We start from the raw sequence: 18,202 nt of genomic DNA, 5'->3' as shown, positions 1-18,202 counted from the left end.
ATTACGAATATGAAGAAAATTACCCGGCAAAACCTGCATCCGCTCCTTTCCGAAAGTCTGAACGATACCGATTTCGTCCTCATCCTGAATGCGTTAATCAAATTCATCCGCCGCGGCGGCAAAAAACAGGCTGCGGAACACTTCGATTTAATCATTACCACGCTCAAACAAGACGAAGTGCTCTGCCGCCATTTCAGCCGACGCTTCTATACATGGCTTTCCCAAGTCCACATCTACCCCGCCCTTATCAAACTCGGTATTTTCTCGCGCCACAGCTTTTCCCGGGAAATGGGTATACGCATATACGAACGCTTCAGCCCATCCTACAAAGACTTTGCCAACCTGCGTGAAGTATTCCTCTACCTTTTCCACTCCGAAAACGACGACAAATGGCTGCAAACCCTCCATATCCGCCAGTGGCTGGGACTATACGAGCTTATCCGCGCCAATGCCGAACCCGCACTGTTGCAAACAGCATGCCGACAACTTGCCGATGCCCGGCTGCGCGCTATTGAAATGCTTGCCATTTGGATTGCCTCCGAAGCCATCGAACCCGACCTCATCCGCATTGCACCTCGCCTGCTTGAGGCAGACTCACCTTTTGTCGCCCTCCAACGCGAAACTGCCAAGCTGGTCGAACACTACCGAAAAGAGCACAATCCTTACGATACCGCACATCTTGAAGTTATGTTCGACCAATGCGGAACCCAAATCGACTACTTGCGCCGTCGAGGTACGGGTGCAGGTTCGGGATCATCCGTAAAGGTTGCCCACCTGCTCGAACGACTCCAACAGACCCTATGCCGTCTGAAACTCCTGACCGACATTCAAACCGATATCAGCAACCACAGCCGGCTTACCATTGCCCTGATGAACTCCCTCATCTATGCCGCAGTCGAACAATACAGCACCCGCCACCTGCGCCGCAGCAGCATCAGGATGCTCGCCCGCAGCATTACTGAAAATAAAAGCAACCACGGCGAACACTACATTACCCGCAACCGCAAAGAATATTTCAAAATGTTCTACTCCGCAGCGGGTGGCGGCGTCATCATCTCCCTGATGGCACTGCACAAAATCCATATCGGCACACTTGGTTTCAGCCCCTTTGCCACAGCCTTCCTATCCGGGCTTAACTACGGCATAGGCTTCATGCTCATCCACATACTGCATTGCACTGTTGCAACGAAACAGCCCGCCATGACCGCCGCCAGCTTCGCCGAACAGGTCGATCTCAACGAAGGAGGCAAAGCAGCGGACAATAAACTTGCCAAACTCCTAATCGACGTATGCCGCTCGCAAAGTGTCGCCGTTTTCGGCAATGTCTCCGTCGCCATCCTTTTGGCATGTACCATATCAATCGGCTATACCTATCTGTACCGACAACCCATACTCGATGCACATACCACCGCCTACCAATTCAAATCAATCGATATTTTTACCCAACCCACCCTCTGGTATGCCGCTATCGCAGGGGTATGGCTCTTTTGTTCCGGAATCATCGCAGGTTTTTTCGATAACCGTGCCGACTACCTCAACCTTCGCCAGCGTCTTCCCTTTAACCCGCTGCTGCGCAAAATCATGCGCCCCAAACCCCGTCGGGCCCTTGCTTCCTACATACACAAACACTACGGCTCCTTAGCCGGCAACTTTATCTTCGGGATGCTGCTGGGTATGACGGGTTACATCGGCCAACTTATCGGCCTCCCCCTGGACATCCGCCACGTCGCATTTTCATCCGCCAACCTCGGCTATGCCTCCGTCAGCGGCAATATCGGTATTATCAGCTTCACCCTTGGCATTCTAAACATTCTTGCCATCGGTCTGGTCAACCTCTGCGTGAGTTTTAGCCTTGCACTATTTGTCGCCCTCAGGGCACGAGGCACAAAAATCAGCAGCATCCGCAACCTAATCAAAAGTTTCTGGAATCAGATTAAAACCAATCCCTTTATACTATTTTTCCCTATCTCCACAGAGTTAGAAAACAAAAATATAACAAAAAAACAAACCAAAATTCCATAAACAAAAATACCGCCTTAAACAGATCAACGTTTCAGACGGTATTGATACCACAAATTAAAACTTACAATTTAGGCTTTCCAAGCGAATTGGCAATATCCCTGACTGCCGTTACATACATCCGACTGTGATTGTATTGCCAAACCGTATAAAAATTGTTTAAACCTAAATAATATTCAAATACGCCGGGTTTAACCTCCAAGCTAAACAAGATTGCCTTTTCATGATCTGCAACCTCTTCCTGAGGTTTGATACCATAAGCCTTCAGGTCTGCAACTGTCCGCACCAATGCCGTTTTTTCTCCAATTATGGCTTGAATATCCGCACTCGGCGTCAGCGTAACGGGTACCAGCATTTTTCCTCCGGTCGCCCAACCGTGCTGTTTCATATAATTGGCAATAGAGGCTGCCACATCGCCAACATTGCCCCATATGTCCCGATGTCCGTCTCCGTCATAATCTACCGCCCATTTCCGGTAGCTCGAAGGCATAAATTGTGGCATACCCATTGCACCCGCATAACTGCCCTTAAAAGCAAAAACATCACTGCCCTCTTCCTTTGCCAACCGCAAAAGCTCAACCAATTCTTTTTGGAAGAACTCGGCACGGCGGGGATAATCAAAGCCCAAAGTTGCCAATGCATCGGCAACCCGGAAACTGCCCATATTCTTACCGTAATTCGTTTCAATCCCTATAATCGCCACGATAAGTTCGGCAGGTACGCCATATTCATCCGCCACTCTTTCAATTACCGCCTGATTTTCAGAATAAAACTTTCGGGCCCCGTTAAATTTTGCAGCTCCCGAATTACCAACCTTAAATTCATACCACGGTCTGGATGTAGAAGGTTTGTACACGATATTGATAATGTTTGCCTTATAAACCGCATTATCAAAAAAATTCCCTAATTCCACTCGGGAAAAATCTCCCTTTTCAACCTCATAATCCACAAAACGGCGGACATTGGCATTGGCAGCAAATCCGCTGCTGGATACTGATTCTGCCACAACATCAAATTGCGGACGTTCATTTCCTTCTTTCTCAATTGTCTTAACCGTCGTACAGGCAGACAAAGCTGCCAAACAAATTGCCAACGGAAGTATTTTTATCGTTTTCATAGAAAACCCCAAACAGATACAGAAAATAAAAACAGTTACGGCAACATAACATTATTAACCGACACACCGACGATACCGATATGCGGAAGCAGCAAAAAAACTGCGCACTTTCCTCATTGGAAATTTAAAAGTAAAAGAAATGCCGTCTGAAACCTTACCGATAATCGGAACATGGTTTCAAACGGCATTCTGATAATTTCAATTACTCAGCTGCAGCAACGACGGCAACAGTAATTTTAGCAACAGCATCAGTATGCAAAGCAACTTCTACTTCATACTCGCCAACGGCTTTCAAAGGACCGTTTGGCAGGCGTACATTCGCTTTAGCAACTTCGATGCCGGCCGCAACAATTGCAGCTGCAATGTCAGCATTGGTAACAGAACCAAACAGACGGCCGTCCACACCTGCTTTTTGGGCAACTGTAATGGTTTGACCATCCAATTTTTCCTGACGGGCTTGGGCATCTGCCAAAATTTCAGCCTGTTTGGCTTCCAGTTCTGCGCGGCGTGCTTCAAACTCTTTCATGTTCGCTTCAGTAGCACGTTTTGCCTTACCAGCAGGAATCAAGAAGTTGCGGGCATAACCGTTTTTTACAGTAACGATGTCGCCCAAATTACCCAAACCGCCGATTTTTTCTAACAGAATAATTTGCATGATTTAAACTCCAAAATTATTTGTGTTGGTCGGTATAAGGCAGGAGCGCCAAGAAACGTGCACGTTTTACTGCAACAGCCAATTGACGTTGGTAGAATGCCTTCGTTCCTGTAATGCGGGCAGGAATGATTTTACCGTTTTCAGAGATAAAGTCTTTCAGCAAATCAACTTGTTTGTAATCGACTTCTTGGATTTTTTCAGCCGTAAAACGGCAGAATTTTCTACGTTTGAATGATTGACGAGCCATTGTCGTTTAACCTTTATATTCTTTAATATTTTGTATTCTGAGCATCGGCATAAGGGAACGTCTGCTTTTTTGAGCTAAAAAACCTTCGACGTGAACATATACACCCTGCCGATACTGCCACTCTTCCGCCTGCCTGCCTAAAATCCGTGCCGGAATTTCTAATTGGACAAGACATTGCTGCCCATTTTCTTTCTGCCATGATTCATGCTTCAAAATAATATCTAAGACAGAGATTCCGGCAGGCGTATATCGAATAGGTAAAGCCTTTTCAATCAACGCTGCAAGCGAAACAAGATTATTGAATCCCAATTATTGGGCAGCCGCTTCTTCAGACGCACCGCTCAACAGGTTCTTAGCCTTTTCACCACCCAACATAGGGGATGCTTCGGTAACGGCGTGTTTGGTTTTGATGGTCAGATGACGCAATACCGCATCATTGAAACGGAACGCGGTTTCCAACTCCTCAACAACTTCGGGAGTGGTTTCAATGTTCATCAAAACATAATGTGCTTTATGGATTTTGTTAATCGGGTAAGCCAGTTGGCGGCGACCCCAATCTTCCAGACGGTGAATCTTACCGTTTGCCTCGGTAATCATGGTTTTGTAACGCTCAACCATAGCGGGCACTTGCTCGCTTTGATCAGGATGAACGATAAACACGATCTCGTAATGACGCATGTTATCTCCTTATGGATGGTAAAAACAGCCTTCTGCCATGCGAAAGCAGAAGGCAAGGTTCAAAGAGCAGGCATTATATTGGCCTTTGGAAAATAAATCAAGGAATTTGATACAAAAACCTTGGTTGCACTTTAAGCTTTAATCAGAATTACCGGCTGCCCAACCAGCGTTCCACATCTAAAGCCGCCTGGCATCCGGAGGCCGCACTGGTAATTGCCTGACGGTACGTGTGGTCTTTCACATCGCCGGCGGCCCAAACGCCTTCAATATTTGTTGCACCGACATTGTCCGCCGTACCGCCTTTGGTTTTCAAGTAGCCGGTTTCGTCCATTTCCAGCTGTCCTTTGAAAATATCGGTATTCGGTTTGTGTCCAATGGCAATAAATATACCGCTGACCGTAATTTGTTCATCGGAACCGTCATTACCTTTAATCATGGCACCGGTTACGCCCCGGTCATCGCCCAATACTTCTTGCAGGTTGCTTTCCAATTTGAGGATAACCTTTCCCTCCTCAACACGCTGCATCAGCTTGTCTATCATGATTTTTTCCGCACGAAATTCGCTGCGGCGATGAATCAAGGTAACGGTTTTGGCGATATTGGCAAGATAAAGCGCCTCTTCGACCGCCGTATTACCTCCGCCGACCACGGCGACATCTTGGTTTTTATAAAAGAAACCGTCGCATGTGGCACAGGCGGAAACACCTTTCCCCGCAAACGCTTCCTCACTCGGCAAACCGAGGTATTTTGCGGACGCGCCTGTTGCTATAATCAGAGCATCGCAAGTGTACTCACCCATATCGCCTTTGAGTGTAAAGGGGCGTTTTTGCAGATCGACTGCGTTGATTTGGTCAAAAATAATTTCCGTTCCAAAACGTTCAGCGTGCGCCAAGAATCTAGACATCAATTCCGGACCTTGGACACCGTCGGCATCGGCAGGCCAGTTGTCCACTTCGGTCGTCGTCATCAGTTGCCCGCCTTGCGCGATACCTGTAATAATGACGGGGTTTAAATTGGCACGTGCGGCATAAATGGCAGCCGTATATCCTGCCGGACCCGAACCTAAAATAATCAGTTTATGGTGGTTGCTCATGATTTCTTCTTTCGCTATATGCAGACCGAGGAATTCTACTGCAAATTGGTTTGATGCAAAACATATAAGCACAACTTGGATGTCTGAAACAGCCAGCACTGTCCGATGTGAGGCGTTGAAACCATAACATCCGACTTAGACACATTTGGATTTTATACCGCCTGAACATCAAAGGAGGAACGAAATTATGCAACAAAAAGTCCGTTTCCAAATCGAAGGCATGACCTGTCAGGCCTGCGCTTCGCGTATTGAAAAAGTGTTGAACAAAAAAGATTTTGTCGAATCGGCGGGGGTGAACTTCGCCAGCGAGGAGGCGCAGGTTACGTTTGACGACAGCCAAATCTCCGCCAGCGACATCGCCAAAATCATTGAGAAAACTGGTTACGGCGCGAAGGAAAAAATGGAAGATACATTGCCGCAACCCGAAGCAGAACACCATATCGGCTGGCGGTTGTGGCTGCTGTTCGCCATAAACATCCCGTTCCTTATCGGCATGGCAGGCATGATGATCGGGCGGCACGATTGGATGATTCCGCCTGTATGGCAATTTGTACTGGCAAGCATAGTGCAACTTTGGCTGGCCATCCCGTTTTACAAAAGCGCGTGGGCAAGCATCAAGGGCGGACTGGCGAATATGGACGTGCTCGTTACCATCGGCACGGTGTCGATTTATCTGTATTCCGTTTATATGCTGTTTTTCAGCCCGCACGCGGCTCACGGCATGGCGCATGTGTATTTTGAAGCAGGCGTGATGGTGATTGGTTTTGTGTCGCTGGGTAAATTTTTGGAACACCGCACCAAAAAATCCAGCCTGAACAGCTTGGGCTTGCTGCTCAAACTCACGCCGACCCAAGTCAACGTGCAACGCAACGGCGAATGGAAACAGCTTCCCATCGACCAAGTACAAATCGGCGACCTTATCCGCGCCAATCACGGCGAACGCATTGCCGCCGACGGCATTATTGAAAGCGGCAGCGGTTGGGCAGACGAGAGCCATCTCACCGGCGAATCCAATCCTGAAGAGAAAAAGGCGGGCGGCAAAGTGTTGGCCGGTGCGCTGATGACCGAAGGCAGCGTGGTGTACCGCGCTACGCAGCTCGGCAGCCAAACCCTACTCGGCGACATGATGAATGCGCTCTCTGAAGCACAAGGTAGTAAAGCACCGATTGCGCGCGTAGCCGATAAAGCGGCGGCGGTATTCGTGCCAACTGTTGTGGGCATCGCGCTTTTGACTTTTATTGTTACTTGGCTGATTAAAGGCGATTGGACGGTTGCGCTGATGCACGCCGTTGCCGTTTTGGTGATTGCCTGCCCGTGTGCGCTCGGCCTGGCGACGCCCGCCGCGATTATGGTCGGCATGGGTAAAGCGGTGAAACACGGCATTTGGTTTAAAGACGCGGCGGCGATGGAAGAAGCCGCCCATGTCGATGCCGTCGTGTTGGACAAAACTGGCACGCTGACCGAAGGCAGGCCGCAGGTTGCTGCCGTTTATTGCGTTCCCGACAGCGGCTTTGACGAAGACGATTTGTACCTCATTGCCGCCGCCGTCGAACAAAACGCCGCCCATCCGCTTGCCCGCGCCATCGTCTCCGCCGCCCAAGCGCGCGGCTTGGACATCCCCGCCGCACAAAACGCACAAACCGTTGTCGGCGCAGGCATTACCGCCGAAGTCGAAGGCGTTGGCTTAGTGAAAGCGGGCAAACTTGATTTTGCCGAACTGACCTTGCCGAAGTTTTCAGACGGCGTTTGGGATATTGCAAGCATTGTTGCAGTCTCAGTCGATAACAAACCAATTGGCGCATTTGCACTTGCCGACGCGTTGAAAGCCGATACCGCCGAAGCCATAGGCCGTCTGAAAAAACACGGCATCGACGTTTACATCATGAGCGGAGACAACCAAGGCACGGTCGAATACGTCGCCAAACAACTGGGCATCGCACACGCCTTCGGCAACATGAGTCCGCGTGACAAAGCCGCCGAAGTGCAGAAACTCAAAGCTGCCGGTAAAACCGTTGCAATGGTCGGCGATGGCATCAACGACGCGCCCGCACTAGCCGCCGCCAACGTTAGCTTCGCCATGAAAGGCGGCGCAGACGTTGCCGAACACACCGCATCCGCCACGCTGATGCAGCATTCGGTCAACCAACTAGCCGATGCCCTGTTGGTATCGCAGGTGACTTTGAAAAACATCAAGCAAAACCTGTTTTTCGCCTTCTTCTACAATATCTTGGGCATTCCGCTCGCTGCACTTGGCTTTTTAAACCCCGTCATCGCAGGCGCGGCAATGGCGGCAAGCTCGGTTTCGGTGTTGAGCAATGCCTTGCGCCTGAAACGGGTAAAAATCGATTAGCAGCATGTAACCGCCCTGCAGCCTTGTCCGAACAGATAAGGCTGCCCCCAGCGATATGGTAATATGCCGTCTGAAGCCGTTTTTCAAATAATTGATATGAATACAGAAACCCGTTTTCCGGAACACTTCGACATCCCACTTTTCCTCAAAAACCTGCCCAATCTGCCCGGTGTATACCGTTTTTTCGACGAAGGCGGCAACGTCTTATACGTCGGCAAAGCCGTCAACCTTAAGCGACGCGTGTCCGGCTATTTCCAGAAAAACGACCATTCTCCGCGCATCGCCTTGATGGTGAAACAGGTTCACCACATCGAAACCACCATCACCCGCTCCGAAGCCGAAGCGCTGATTCTCGAAAACAACTTCATCAAAGCCCTGTCGCCCAAATACAATATCCTCTTCCGCGACGACAAAAGCTATCCTTACCTCATGCTCAGCGGACATCAATATCCGCAGATGGCGTATTACCGCGGCACGCTGAAAAAGCCGAACCAATACTTCGGCCCTTATCCCAACAGCAACGCCGTGCGCGACAGCATCCAAGTCCTGCAAAAAGTCTTTATGCTGCGCACCTGCGAAGACAGCGTGTTCGAACACCGCGATCGCCCTTGCCTGCTGTATCAAATCAAACGCTGCACCGCGCCCTGCGTCGGCCACATCAGCGAAGAAGATTACCGCGACAGCGTGCGCCAAGCCGCCACCTTCCTCAACGGCAAAACCGACGAACTGACCCGCACCCTGCAACACAAAATGCAGACCGCCGCCGCCAACCTACAATTTGAAGAAGCCGCCCGCTACCGCGACCAAATCCAAGCACTCGGCATCATGCAGAGCAACCAGTTCATCGACAGCAAAAACCCGAATAACCCCAACGACATCGACCTGCTCGCGCTTGCCGTTTCAGACGGCCTTGTCTGCGTACACTGGGTCAGCATACGCGGTGGGCGGCACGTCGGCGACAAAAGCTTCTTCCCCGACACCAAAAACGACCCCGAACCAAACGGGCAAGATTACGCCGAAGCCTTCGTCGCCCAACACTATCTGGGCAAAAGCAAACCCGACATCATCATCAGCAACTTCCCCGTCCCCGACGCATTGAAAGAAGCCCTAGAGGGTGAGCACGGCAAACAAATGCAGTTCGTAACCAAAACCATAGGCGAACGCAAAGTCTGGCTGAAAATGGCGGAACAAAACGCACAGATGGCAATAGCCCAACGCCGCCTGCAACAAAGCAGCCAGCAACACCGCATCGACGAGTTGGCAAAAATCCTAAACATGAATTCAGACGACCTCAACCGCCTCGAATGCTTCGACATCAGCCACACTCAAGGCGAAGCCACCATCGCCTCCTGCGTCGTGTACGACGAACAAAACATCCAACCCTCGCAATACCGCCGCTACAACATCACCACCGCCAAACCCGGCGACGACTACGCCGCCATGCGTGAAGTCCTCACCCGTCGTTACGGCAAAATGCAGGAAGCCGAAGCCAACGGCGAGACCGTCAAATGGCCGGATGTCGTGTTGATTGACGGCGGCAAAGGACAAATCGGCATCGCCGTATCCGTATGGGAAGAACTCGGGCTGCACATCCCCTTGGTCGGCATTGCCAAAGGCCCCGAACGCAAGGCCGGTATGGAAGAACTCATCCTCCCGTTCACCGGCGAAACCTTCCGCCTGCCGCCCAACAGCCCCGCCCTGCACCTCCTGCAAACCGTGCGCGACGAATCGCACCGTTTCGCCATCACCGGCCACCGCAAAAAACGCGACAAAGCCCGCGTTACCTCATCACTCAGCGACATCCCCGGCGTAGGCAGCAAACGCCGCCAAGCCCTACTCACCCGCTTCGGCGGCCTGCGCGGCGTCGTTGCCGCCAGCAAAGAGGATTTGGAACAAGTCGAAGGCATCAGCAAAGCACTGGCGGAAATCATTTACGAGCATCTGCATTAGCATGCTGTCAAAGACAAAATCCGTCTGTAAAAATATGATATAGTAAAACTAGGTTACCACCCTAAAGCTAACTTGATAACAAATAATAATGATTCGGCACAGCGGAGAACCATCTGACATGAATAATTCCGACTTACTCTATCATCAAGCCTTAGAATGCCTGTCTCAAGAACAATTTGACTTTAGCGAAGTCCACCGCCTGCTTACAGAGGCAGCATCGGCAGGCCATACGGCCGCCGCATTCGAGTTGGCAAAACACCTGCTTGATACAAACAGCCCGTACCAAGACTGCAAACAGGGTATAGAAATGCTCCGCATCGCCGCCGAACAGGGGCATCCCTATGCACGTTACAATTTGGCATATATCCAAGAATTGGAAGGTGCACCCCCTGAAACCCTGAAACTGCTTTACAGACCGTTGGCAGAGGAAGGGCTGCCTGAAGCACAAGTCCACCTGATGTACCTGCTGTATGCGTCCCGGCATTTTGAAGAAGCCCTGAAATGGGCAAAAACAACCGCAAAAAACAATAACCCCCACGGACAATATCTGCTTGCCCAATACTGCCAGTACGGTACGCCACCGGATTTTGAAACGGCACATCTTCTCTACCGCGAGGCTGCAGCACAAGGCTTGGCGGCGGCACAATGGCAGCTCGGCCTTCAATACCGTTTCGGACAAGGGACACAAACCGACACGACCCAAGCCATCAATCATTTGCGCGCCGCCGCACAACAAGGATACATTCCCGCCTACACCCCGCTTGCCGAGCTCATCCTACCTACGGCTCCTGATGAAGCCATTCACTGGTTCCAACAGGCCGCACAGGAAAATGACCATAAAGCTCATGCCGCACTTGCCGACATCTACCTACAAGGCAAGCATCTGGAAAGAAACCACGAACTTGCCCTACGTCATGCCGAAGCAGCCGCAGCCGAACGCCATCCCGAAGGTTTGCGGATACTGGGCGACATCTACCGCTACGGTCTGGGCATCGCTTCCGATAAAGAAAAAGCCCGGCATTATTACCGGCAGGCAGCCGAAGCCGGCAGCCTTGCCGCGCATCAGAAACTCGTATCCGACAGCGCGTTAAACCATCCCGAGCAATATGGCGGCATAAAAGATTCCGCCATCAAATGCCAAAGGGCAGAGCAGCTTTATCAAAAAGCCCAAGCACTGCATTACGGATTACAATGCACACCCGAATACGCAGCAGCGCTCAAACTCTACACAGAAGCAGCAGAACTCGGCCACAGCAAAGCCCAAACCAATCTGGGCAGCATGTATTACTTCGGACAGGGTATGGACACTGACTACAATGAAGCACGCAAATGGTTTGAAAAAGCCGCCGCGCAAAAAGACAGCATGGCACTTTATAACCTCGCCTGCATCCATTACAACGGACAAGGCGTCGAACCGGACAACGAAAAAGCCTGCCTCTACCTGCAAGAAGCCATAAACAGCGGACACGAACAAAAAAGCTTTCTGCAAGAACTGTTACAACAGTGGCAAAATGCCGTCTGAACACCAGTACATTTACCTCGCAAAAACGAAACAGGTATAATCGCCCCTTTCCCTTCCCGCTGTCCGAACAGACATTTCACATTCAGACGGCATCCTGATTGCACAACCGCACGAAAGCATTATGACAGACACCGCCGAAAACCAAACACAAAACAACTGGCAAGCCGAACATCCCCGCAGCATCCGCAGTTTCGTCCTCCGCCAAAGCCACATGACCGCCGCACAGCAACGCGCCATCGATACCTTATGGGACAGCTTCGGCATCGACTACCAAGCAACACCGGCCGATCTCGATGCCCGTTTCGGAAGCAGCCGACCCAAAATCCTCGAAATAGGCTTCGGTATGGGGACGGCAACCGCAGAAATCGCCTGCAGGCTGCCCGAAACCGACTTTCTCGCCATCGACGTACACGGTCCCGGCGTAGGCAATCTGCTCAAACTCATAGAAGAAAACCATTTGGAAAATATCCGCGTGATGCGGCACGATGCCGTAGAAGTTGTCGAAAATATGCTGCAAGACGGCTCGCTCGACGGCATCCACATATTCTTCCCCGACCCGTGGCACAAAAAACGCCACCACAAACGCCGCCTGATACAAGCCCCCTTCATCGCCAAACTACTGCCCAAACTCAAAACCGGCGGCTATATCCACCTGGCGACAGACTGGGAAGCATATGCACAGCAGATGCTTGAAGTCCTCAGCGGCTTCAACAGCCTGCAAAATACGGCGGCAGACTACGCCCCCACCCCGGACTATCGCCCCGAAACCAAATTCGAAGCGCGCGGCAAACGCCTCGGACACGGCGTTTGGGACTTGGTATTCAAACGGATCGGATAACAGACCGCCGGATAAAAAAATGCCGTCTGAAGCATGTTTGCTTACAGACGGCATTTTTTTTAAGATAAAGCGCGAGTGATGTTTCGATACAAGGTTTAAAACAATGGTTTGAACGGCAAAAACACATGTATACCGCACGCATCCTTGTAGGTTTTAACCTGCGCATCGGTTTTAAAGTTTGTGCCGCCCGCAGATAGGGTGTATGGCGCAGCCACGCACGCGGTAGGTAAGGATACAGCTTGCTTACAGTTAAAAAGTAATCTCTATCAAAATTTACAGCAAGCCGTAGCCCATATGAAATCTAAACTCAACAAGTAAGCCGTAGCCCACATAAAATCTTTAGTTTTCCGTAGATCGGACTCTCGAATCCGACATTTTGGGTATTGCTGCAATGGATTGCAACAACGGGAATATTAAAGGTTTTGTCGGATACAAGTATCCGACCTACGGTTGCTTGACCCAACCTACGCTCGCTTGCTTTATTATATACATTTATTAAATATGATAGTCTAATTGTCGATTATTAAATTGTTCTAATTTACGTTGTAATTTTTTTGCATTTTTGTATGGGATTGCTTGGATCTGTATCAATACACTGAAAATCAAAATGACTACTCCTGCAATAAATAAAAACAACCCACGTAAACTATATTGCCAAGATACAAAAGTTGACATCAATATTATCGATGCAGCGTATATAAATAATATAAAAGCAATCACATAGTATATTAGTGCATCCATTACCCAATCAACAAATGAAGTCTTAATAGAAAGTTTCCCTTCTTTGAATTTTATATACCTCCTACTCTTTATAATTTGATTAAAAGTAAACTCTCCATTTAAAAAGGAATGGAAATCAATCAATTTCTCTATAAATATAACTTCCGCATTAAATTTAAATACGCGGACAAAATATTCTTTAATTAACTCACCCTCCAAGAAATTTTTTATTTCTGTTTTTTGTATTTTATTAATAATTTCCTCTAAAAGCCTCCGGCGAAAATTTTGTCTATTAGACCAGTATTCTAAAAAATCTTTGGATTTCCAAACAATAACTACTAGCAACAATAATCCTATAATTATTGTTGCGATCTTATAGTTGCCTTCTTCAAGGTATTTAATAATTATCTCTAAGATTTTATCCATTTTGATCTCCTAAATTTTGCAAAACTACTCCGCTCCAAACAACAACCCTTCCTTAATCCCCCGAATCCTATCCCGCAACACAGCCGCCTCTTCAAACTGCAAATCCCGCGCAGTTTTCCGTAGCAACTGTATTTTTCACCCCGTCGGGCAAAAATACAGTTGCTACGGCTTGCTAAAATAGTTCACAGAAAAGAATTAAAAGAATAGAATTCAATTATATTCTTTCAAACAAGGAATCTAAATGGCAAATATAGTACCAACTGAGACCATGGCACAAATCTTATCCACAGTTGTTCAAGCTGGAGATAGTACCGATATAAAACTGACTATCAAAGGTAAGACAGCAATCGCAATAATTAAAGATAATGAGACAGGGGTGGTTTTAACCCAAAAGATGCACGCAGAAGGATTAAAACAATGGAGTAGCTTTAATCAGAATTCAATATCAATAGATGAACGCAGAAATTTGGTTCAGCGATTAATTAACGATGATGGACTAACTCAATCTGAAGTTGCTTCGTATCTTGGTATTTCTCAAAGTCAAGTTTCAAAAGATTTCAATTATATGAAAGGTAAAAATGAAAGATAATTGGTGTAAGCCTCTAAAATTTAGAGGAAAATTAATCTCTGGTGGAGCAGCTCGCAATGTCCGGATTAGCCAGAGTGGTGGCATGGAGGAAATTTTGCAGGCTGTTGCTCGCGAAGCAGCAGAGAATGCCTTCAACAGGGCTAACGAAATACAAAAAGAAAAGCCACGTAAATTAAGAATGGTTAAATAACAGTAAGCCGTCTGAGTTTTCAGACGGCTTTTTTCACTCTGCCCCAAACAACAACCCTTCCTTAATCCCCCGAATCCTATCCCTCAAAACAGCCGCTTCTTCAAACTGCAAATCCCTAGCCGCCTGCTGCATGGCTTTTTCCAGTTTGGCGATTTCTTTAATCGCGTCTTCTTCGTTGTGAATCTCGCCGACTTTAACCTTGTTTTTGCCTTGTCTACGGCCTTTACCGCTGTCTTCTTCGTGGTACACGCCGTCGATGATGTCTTTGACCTGTTTTTTAATCTGTTGCGGCACGATGCCGTGTTCTTCGTTGAATTTAATCTGTTTTTCGCGGCGGCGTTCGGTTTCGTCGATGGCGGCTTTCATGGAGTCGGTGATTTTGTCGGCGTACAGGATGGCGACGCCGTTCACATTGCGCGCGGCGCGGCCTATGGTTTGAATCAGGCTGCGGTGGGAACGCAGGAAGCCTTCTTTGTCGGCGTCGAGGATAGCGACGAGTGAGACTTCGGGGATGTCGAGGCCTTCGCGCAAAAGGTTGATGCCGACGAGTACGTCAAACAGGCCGAGCCGCAAATCTCTGATGATTTCAACGCGCTCTACGGTGTCGATGTCGCTGTGCAGGTAGCGCACTTTGATGCCGAGTTCGTTGTAATAGTCGGTGAGTTGCTCCGCCATGCGTTTGGTGAGGGTGGTAACGAGTACGCGTTCGCCTTTTTGGATGCGGTCGTTGATTTCGCTCATTAAGTCATCAACTTGGGTGGCGACGGGGCGGATGATGATTTGGGGATCAACCAGCCCTGTGGGGCGGACGACTTGTTCTACGACTTGTCCGGCGTGTTCTTCTTCGTATTTGGCGGGGGTGGCGGAAACGAAGACGGTTTGCGGCATGACTTTTTCAAATTCGTGGAATTTGAGCGGTCGGTTGTCGCGAGCGGAAGGCAGGCGGAAGCCGTAGTCGACGAGATTTTGCTTGCGCGATGCGTCGCCTTTGTACATGCCGCCGATTTGGGTAACGGTAACGTGGCTTTCGTCGATGAACATGATGGCGTTGTCGGGCAGGTAGTCCATCAGTGTGGGCGGCGGTTCGCCTTCTTTTTTGCCGGAGAAGTGGCGGGAGTAGTTTTCGATGCCTTTGCAGAAACCCATTTCGTAGAGCATTTCGAGGTCGAAGCGGGTGCGCTGTTCGATGCGTTGTTGCTCGACGGGGCGTTGTTCATGGGCGAAAAATTCGATGCGTTCGCGCAATTCTTCTTTGATGGACTCGCAGGCGCGCAATACGGTGTCGCGCGGGGTAACGTAGTGGCTGGACGGGAAGACGGTATAGCGGCCGACGCGCTGGTGCAGGCTGCCTGAAAGTGGGTCGAACATATCGAGGCGGTCGATTTCGTCGTCAAATAGGCTGATGCGCAAGGCGTTTTCGGAGCTTTCGGCGGGGTACACGTCAATCACGTCGCCGCGCACGCGGAAGCTGCCGCGTTTGAAGTCCAAATCGCCGCGTTCGTACTGCATGGAAACGAGCGTGGCGATGATGTCGCGCTGCTCAATGGTGTCGCCTTCTTTGACGGACAATACCATTTGTTGATATTCGGTCGGGTCGCCGATACCGTAAATGGCGGACACGGTGGCGACGATAATCACGTCGTTACGCGTCATCAGGTTTTTGGTGGCGGAAAGGCGCATTTGCTCGATGTGTTCGTTGATCGCGCTGTCTTTTTCGATGAACAGGTCGCGGTTGGGCACATAGGCTTCGGGCTGGTAATAGTCGTAGTAGGAGACGAAATATTCCACCGCGTTTTCGGGGAAAAACTCGCGCATTTCGGCATAAAGCTGGGCGGCAAGGGTTTTGTTGTGCGCCATGATGATGGCGGGTCGGCCGCTTTGAGCAATGACGTTCGCCATGGTGTAGGTTTTGCCCGAACCGGTTACGCCGAGCAGGGTTTGATAGGCAAGGCCGTCTGAAAGCCCTTCGAGCAGGCCGGCAATGGCGGTAGGCTGGTCGCCTGCGGGTGGGAAGGGTTGGTGGAGTTTGAAGGGGGAATCGGGGTATTGGATGACTTCCATAATCTTGCCTGTGATGTCTAGGACGTGAGAAGTAGGTGAAAGGATACGCGCCTACGTTTCAGACAGCATAAGGCGGTGAAATCCTGAATGTATGCCGTCTGAAACCCAATCGCTACCCAAGTAAATGCCGCACGGTTTATATTCCGGTAAAAAACCGGTCATAATCCGTATTTTCCAACATAATATGCCGTCTGAAATCCTTTCAGACGGCATCGTCAAAACCTACTTCTTATCTTTCTTATCTTTATTTGAAACCGGCTTTTTCGCCGCCAGTCCCAAAGACTTCTGCCACTGTTCGGGCGACTTAACCAAATCCAAAGCCTTACGCAACTGCTCGTCTTTGGCAGGGTTGGGAATCCGCCTTGAAGACAAATCCTCATCCTTTTTCTTTTTGCCTTTTTCTTTTGTAGCGGGTTTATCCGCATTTTCTTCAACCGGCACGGCAAGGGTTTCACTATTGACATCCTCGCCGCCCAAAGGATTGCCGATGTGTCCGACCAAATCCGCTTCGCGACTTTCAAAAGCACGTTCCTTATCTTTTACTTCAACATCGGGAACAATCCCCTGCGCCTGAATAGAACGGTCGTTCGGCGTATAATACAGCGCCGTTGTCAGCTTAACCGCGCTGCCGTTGGACAAGGGAATCAAAGTCTGAACCGAACCTTTGCCGAAGCTCTGCGTACCGACGATAACCGCGCGTTTATGATCCTGCAATGCACCTGCGACAATCTCCGACGCGGAAGCCGAACCGGAATTGACCAATACCGTCATCGGAATCGTTTTCAACTCGGCAGGAATACCCGCCAGTGGGTCGGTACCCATGCTTAAAATATAATCTTCCGGTGCCGCCTTGAGCACCATACCTTCCTTACCGTCCCGCCCCTTCGTACTGACGACGACCGCCTCGGACGGCAGGAATGCCGCCGATACACCGACCGCGCCGTTCAAAAGACCTCCCGGGTCGTCCCGCAAATCCAACACCAGCCCTTTGAGCGGTTTTCCTTTATTTTCCTTGACCAGCTCTTTGGCTGCCGAGTTCACGCCTCCAACCGTCCGCTCTTGGAACTGGGAGACGCGGATATAGCCGTAATCCGGTTCAAGCAAATGATGGCGGACGCTTTTCACTTTAATGATGGCACGCGTCAGGTTGACAATGACCGGTTTGTCGGCATTTTTACGCGACAGTGTCAAAGTAATCTTCGTACCCGGCTTGCCCCTCATTTTTTTAACCGCTTCGCTGACTGTCATCCCTCGCGTCGAAACATTATCGATTTTGACAATGAAGTCGCCGCTTTTCACCCCTGCCCGTTCCGCAGGCGTGTCCTCAATCGGTGCGATAACTTTGACAAATCCGTCTTCTTGACCGATTTCCATGCCTAGGCCGCCAAACTCCCCGCTGGTAGACTCCTTCATTTCCGCATAACCTTTTTTATCCATATATTCGGAATGCGGATCCAAATCGGCAACCATACCCTTCATCGCACCTTCGAAAAGATCGGCATCGGGTTTATCCTGATAGTAGTTTGCCTTAATCTGACCGTAAACCTCCGCCATTGTGCGGATGGATTGTACCGGCAAGACTTCGTTATCCCGCTTGTCCTTCTCGGCGGCAAAACCCTGCACGGCCAAACTGGCGGCTACGCCGCTGATTGCGCCTAGGGTATAAAGTGCGATTTTCTTAAAAACAGGTTTCGACATTCTTCTTTAACTTTCTCTCTTGATTTCCTAAAAACGGAAACGCAACTAT

17 protein-coding genes and 1 pseudogene are annotated in these 18,202 nt (G+C 49.7%); 7 read left to right on the top strand and 11 right to left on the bottom strand.

Annotated elements, in window-relative coordinates:
• Positions 1-9 precede the first annotated feature (9 nt).
• Positions 10-2,022 carry a site-specific recombinase gene (locus DQM57_RS03325; protein WP_505755981.1) on the top strand — a complete coding sequence of 671 codons (2,013 nt, stop codon included), beginning with the start codon at positions 10-12 and terminating at the stop codon, positions 2,020-2,022.
• 61 nt (positions 2,023-2,083) lie between these two features.
• Here DQM57_RS03325 and mltB read toward each other — a convergent pair whose 3' ends face one another.
• The 6 genes from mltB to trxB form a co-directional block, all read right to left on the bottom strand.
• A complete protein-coding gene (mltB, locus tag DQM57_RS03320) occupies positions 2,084-3,136 on the bottom strand; it encodes a lytic murein transglycosylase B (RefSeq protein WP_111726844.1) in 1,053 nt (350 codons plus the stop codon).
• Between the two features lie 202 nt (positions 3,137-3,338).
• A complete protein-coding gene (gene rplI, locus DQM57_RS03315) occupies positions 3,339-3,791 on the bottom strand; it encodes a 50S ribosomal protein L9 (protein ID WP_111726842.1) in 453 nt (150 codons plus the stop codon).
• Between the two features lie 16 nt (positions 3,792-3,807).
• Positions 3,808-4,038 (bottom strand): 30S ribosomal protein S18, encoded by a 231-nt coding sequence (gene rpsR / locus DQM57_RS03310; RefSeq protein WP_002213306.1) that lies wholly within the window; start codon positions 4,036-4,038, stop codon positions 3,808-3,810.
• 6 nt (positions 4,039-4,044) lie between these two features.
• Positions 4,045-4,347, bottom strand: a complete 303-nt coding sequence (gene priB, locus DQM57_RS03305; protein WP_108044409.1) for a primosomal replication protein N — start codon at positions 4,345-4,347, stop codon at positions 4,045-4,047.
• The gene (gene rpsF / locus DQM57_RS03300) at positions 4,348-4,716 is read right to left on the bottom strand and encodes a 30S ribosomal protein S6 (RefSeq protein WP_002232587.1); all 369 of its coding nucleotides are present in this window, start codon (positions 4,714-4,716) and stop codon (positions 4,348-4,350) included. It lies immediately after the preceding gene.
• 148 nt (positions 4,717-4,864) lie between these two features.
• Positions 4,865-5,809: a thioredoxin-disulfide reductase gene (trxB, locus tag DQM57_RS03290; protein ID WP_111727628.1), complete on the bottom strand. Its 945-nt coding sequence runs from the start codon at positions 5,807-5,809 to the stop codon at positions 4,865-4,867.
• Positions 5,810-5,996: 187 nt separating this feature from the next.
• Between trxB and DQM57_RS03285 the strand changes: the two genes are divergently transcribed.
• From DQM57_RS03285 to trmB, 4 genes are all read left to right on the top strand, one after another.
• The gene (locus tag DQM57_RS03285) at positions 5,997-8,159 is read left to right on the top strand and encodes a heavy metal translocating P-type ATPase (RefSeq protein WP_111726840.1); all 2,163 of its coding nucleotides are present in this window, start codon (positions 5,997-5,999) and stop codon (positions 8,157-8,159) included.
• Positions 8,160-8,222: 63 nt separating this feature from the next.
• The gene (uvrC, locus tag DQM57_RS03280) at positions 8,223-10,109 is read left to right on the top strand and encodes an excinuclease ABC subunit UvrC (protein ID WP_111726838.1); all 1,887 of its coding nucleotides are present in this window, start codon (positions 8,223-8,225) and stop codon (positions 10,107-10,109) included.
• A 118-nt stretch (positions 10,110-10,227) separates the two neighbouring features.
• On the top strand, positions 10,228-11,631 hold the full coding sequence (locus DQM57_RS03275) for a tetratricopeptide repeat protein (RefSeq protein WP_111726836.1): 1,404 nt from the start codon (positions 10,228-10,230) through the stop codon (positions 11,629-11,631).
• A 121-nt stretch (positions 11,632-11,752) separates the two neighbouring features.
• Positions 11,753-12,469, top strand: a complete 717-nt coding sequence (trmB, locus tag DQM57_RS03270) for a tRNA (guanosine(46)-N7)-methyltransferase TrmB (protein ID WP_108043884.1) — start codon at positions 11,753-11,755, stop codon at positions 12,467-12,469.
• Positions 12,470-12,964: 495 nt separating this feature from the next.
• Here trmB and DQM57_RS03255 read toward each other — a convergent pair whose 3' ends face one another.
• Both DQM57_RS03255 and DQM57_RS10060 read right to left on the bottom strand, forming a co-directional pair.
• Positions 12,965-13,615, bottom strand: a complete 651-nt coding sequence (locus DQM57_RS03255; protein WP_108043886.1) for a hypothetical protein — start codon at positions 13,613-13,615, stop codon at positions 12,965-12,967.
• A gap of 24 nt (positions 13,616-13,639) precedes the next feature.
• Positions 13,640-13,738 (bottom strand): annotated as a pseudogene (locus DQM57_RS10060) (UvrB/UvrC motif-containing protein); the annotation flags it as partial.
• Between the two features lie 118 nt (positions 13,739-13,856).
• On the opposite strand from DQM57_RS10060, the gene DQM57_RS03245 reads away from it, so the two are divergent.
• Positions 13,857-14,204 (top strand): sigma-70 family RNA polymerase sigma factor, encoded by a 348-nt coding sequence (locus DQM57_RS03245; protein WP_108043888.1) that lies wholly within the window; start codon positions 13,857-13,859, stop codon positions 14,202-14,204.
• A complete protein-coding gene (locus DQM57_RS03240) occupies positions 14,194-14,394 on the top strand; it encodes a hypothetical protein (protein ID WP_108043889.1) in 201 nt (66 codons plus the stop codon). Before DQM57_RS03245 ends, DQM57_RS03240 begins: the two co-directional genes overlap by 11 nt.
• Before the next feature lie 33 nt (positions 14,395-14,427).
• Here DQM57_RS03240 and uvrB read toward each other — a convergent pair whose 3' ends face one another.
• Genes uvrB through DQM57_RS03230 form a run of 3 tightly spaced genes read right to left on the bottom strand, consistent with a single transcriptional unit; the run spans position 14,428 to position 18,153 of the window.
• Entirely contained in the window at positions 14,428-16,455 is a 2,028-nt protein-coding gene (uvrB, locus tag DQM57_RS03235; protein WP_108043890.1) for an excinuclease ABC subunit UvrB, read from the bottom strand.
• A 51-nt stretch (positions 16,456-16,506) separates the two neighbouring features.
• On the bottom strand, positions 16,507-16,668 hold the full coding sequence (locus DQM57_RS09615; protein ID WP_159068905.1) for a hypothetical protein: 162 nt from the start codon (positions 16,666-16,668) through the stop codon (positions 16,507-16,509).
• Positions 16,669-16,677: 9 nt separating this feature from the next.
• Positions 16,678-18,153, bottom strand: coding sequence for a S41 family peptidase (locus DQM57_RS03230; RefSeq protein WP_111726834.1), 1,476 nt, complete (start codon positions 18,151-18,153; stop codon positions 16,678-16,680).
• Positions 18,154-18,202: the final 49 nt, after the last annotated feature.

It is taken from the genome of Neisseria cinerea (assembly GCF_900475315.1).
Lineage (GTDB): Bacteria > Pseudomonadota > Gammaproteobacteria > Burkholderiales > Neisseriaceae > Neisseria > Neisseria cinerea.
Note: the sequence above shows the minus strand (reverse complement) of the source record. Positions and strands in the feature narration are given on the sequence as shown.